2 rRNA genes are annotated in these 3,303 nt (G+C 51.3%); both read left to right on the top strand.

What is annotated here, in order from left to right:
- The first annotated feature begins 102 nt into the window (after positions 1 to 102).
- Positions 103 to 2,994, top strand: a 23S ribosomal RNA gene (locus KW848_RS31195).
- 151 nt (positions 2,995 to 3,145) lie between these two features.
- Positions 3,146 to 3,261: ribosomal RNA gene (rrf, locus tag KW848_RS31200) — 5S ribosomal RNA — on the top strand.
- The last annotated feature ends 42 nt before the right edge of the window (positions 3,262 to 3,303 follow it).

Here is a 3,303-nt window from a genome sequence, read left to right on the forward strand (position 1 = left end):
CGGATCAGGCTAAGGTAAAATTTGTGAGTTGCTCTTTGAGCAAGAATCGAATTTTCGGCGAATGTCGTCTTCACAGTATAACCAGATTGCTTGGGGTTATATGGTCAAGTGAAGAAGCGCATACGGTGGATGCCTTGGCAGTCAGAGGCGATGAAAGACGTGGTAGCCTGCGAAAAGCTTCGGGGAGTCGGCAAACAGACTTTGATCCGGAGATGTCTGAATGGGGGAACCCAGCCATCATAAGATGGTTATCTTAAGCTGAATACATAGGCTTAAGAGGCGAACCAGGGGAACTGAAACATCTAAGTACCCTGAGGAAAAGAAATCAACCGAGATTCCCTTAGTAGTGGCGAGCGAACGGGGACTAGCCCTTAAGTGGCTTTGAGATTAGCGGAACGTTCTGGAAAGTACGGCCATAGTGGGTGATAGCCCTGTACGCGAAAATCTCTTAGTCATGAAATCGAGTAGGACGGAGCACGAGAAACTTTGTCTGAATATGGGGGGACCATCCTCCAAGGCTAAATACTACTGACTGACCGATAGTGAACTAGTACCGTGAGGGAAAGGCGAAAAGAACCCCGGAGAGGGGAGTGAAATAGATCCTGAAACCGTATGCGTACAAGCAGTGGGAGCCCACTTTGTTGGGTGACTGCGTACCTTTTGTATAATGGGTCAGCGACTTATTTTCAGTGGCGAGCTTAACCGAATAGGGGAGGCGTAGCGAAAGCGAGTCTTAATAGGGCGTCTAGTCGCTGGGAATAGACCCGAAACCGGGCGATCTATCCATGGGCAGGTTGAAGGTTGGGTAACACTAACTGGAGGACCGAACCGACTACCGTTGAAAAGTTAGCGGATGACCTGTGGATCGGAGTGAAAGGCTAATCAAGCTCGGAGATAGCTGGTTCTCCTCGAAAGCTATTTAGGTAGCGCCTCATGTATCACTGTAGGGGGTAGAGCACTGTTTCGGCTAGGGGGTCATCCCGACTTACCAAACCGATGCAAACTCCGAATACCTACAAGTGCCGAGCATGGGAGACACACGGCGGGTGCTAACGTCCGTCGTGAAAAGGGAAACAACCCAGACCGTCAGCTAAGGTCCCAAAGTTATGGTTAAGTGGGAAACGATGTGGGAAGGCTTAGACAGCTAGGAGGTTGGCTTAGAAGCAGCCACCCTTTAAAGAAAGCGTAATAGCTCACTAGTCGAGTCGGCCTGCGCGGAAGATGTAACGGGGCTCAAACCATACACCGAAGCTACGGGTATCACTTAGGTGATGCGGTAGAGGAGCGTTCTGTAAGCCTGTGAAGGTGAGTTGAGAAGCTTGCTGGAGGTATCAGAAGTGCGAATGCTGACATGAGTAACGACAATGGGTGTGAAAAACACCCACGCCGAAAGACCAAGGTTTCCTGCGCAACGTTAATCGACGCAGGGTTAGTCGGTCCCTAAGGCGAGGCTGAAAAGCGTAGTCGATGGAAAACAGGTTAATATTCCTGTACTTCTGGTTATTGCGATGGAGGGACGGAGAAGGCTAGGCCAGCTTGGCGTTGGTTGTCCAAGTTTAAGGTGGTAGGCTGGAATCTTAGGTAAATCCGGGATTCTAAGGCCGAGAGCTGATGACGAGTTACCCTTTGGGTGACGAAGTGGTTGATGCCATGCTTCCAAGAAAAGCTTCTAAGCTTCAGGTAACCAGGAACCGTACCCCAAACCGACACAGGTGGTTGGGTAGAGAATACCAAGGCGCTTGAGAGAACTCGGGTGAAGGAACTAGGCAAAATGGCACCGTAACTTCGGGAGAAGGTGCGCCGGTGAGGGTGAAGCATTTACTGCGTAAGCCCATGCCGGTCGAAGATACCAGGCCGCTGCGACTGTTTATTAAAAACACAGCACTCTGCAAACACGAAAGTGGACGTATAGGGTGTGACGCCTGCCCGGTGCCGGAAGGTTAATTGATGGGGTTAGCTAACGCGAAGCTCTTGATCGAAGCCCCGGTAAACGGCGGCCGTAACTATAACGGTCCTAAGGTAGCGAAATTCCTTGTCGGGTAAGTTCCGACCTGCACGAATGGCGTAACGATGGCGGCGCTGTCTCCACCCGAGACTCAGTGAAATTGAAATCGCTGTGAAGATGCAGTGTATCCGCGGCTAGACGGAAAGACCCCGTGAACCTTTACTATAGCTTTGCACTGGACTTTGAATTTGCTTGTGTAGGATAGGTGGGAGGCTTTGAAGCGTGGACGCCAGTTCGCGTGGAGCCAACCTTGAAATACCACCCTGGCAACTTTGAGGTTCTAACTCAGGTCCGTTATCCGGATCGAGGACAGTGTATGGTGGGTAGTTTGACTGGGGCGGTCTCCTCCTAAAGAGTAACGGAGGAGTACGAAGGTGCGCTCAGACCGGTCGGAAATCGGTCGTAGAGTATAAAGGCAAAAGCGCGCTTGACTGCGAGACAGACACGTCGAGCAGGTACGAAAGTAGGTCTTAGTGATCCGGTGGTTCTGTATGGAAGGGCCATCGCTCAACGGATAAAAGGTACTCCGGGGATAACAGGCTGATACCGCCCAAGAGTTCATATCGACGGCGGTGTTTGGCACCTCGATGTCGGCTCATCACATCCTGGGGCTGAAGCCGGTCCCAAGGGTATGGCTGTTCGCCATTTAAAGTGGTACGCGAGCTGGGTTTAGAACGTCGTGAGACAGTTCGGTCCCTATCTGCCGTGGACGTTTGAGATTTGAGAGGGGCTGCTCCTAGTACGAGAGGACCGGAGTGGACGAACCTCTGGTGTTCCGGTTGTCACGCCAGTGGCATTGCCGGGTAGCTATGTTCGGAATAGATAACCGCTGAAAGCATCTAAGCGGGAAACTAGCCTCAAGATGAGATCTCACTGGGACCTTGAGTCCCCTGAAGGGCCGTCGAAGACTACGACGTTGATAGGTTGGGTGTGTAAGCGCTGTGAGGCGTTGAGCTAACCAATACTAATTGCCCGTGAGGCTTGACCATATAACACCCAAGCAATTTGCGTCGAAAGGCCAGATTGCGGTGTGTGAAGACGAAATGAACCGAAAGTTCGAATCTCACAAAACACCGAAAGCTGTCACATACCCAATTTGCTGAAGCGAAGCCAACTGGCTACGACTCAGTACCCGAATTTCTTGACGACCATAGAGCATTGGAACCACCTGATCCCATCCCGAACTCAGCAGTGAAACGATGCATCGCCGATGGTAGTGTGGGGTTTCCCCATGTGAGAGTAGGTCATCGTCAAGATTAAATTCCGAAACCCCTATCTGCGTATGCAGGTAGGGGTTT

Source organism: Pseudomonas sp. PDM25, from assembly GCF_019219045.1.
In the GTDB taxonomy this organism is placed as follows: Bacteria; Pseudomonadota; Gammaproteobacteria; order Pseudomonadales; family Pseudomonadaceae; genus Aquipseudomonas.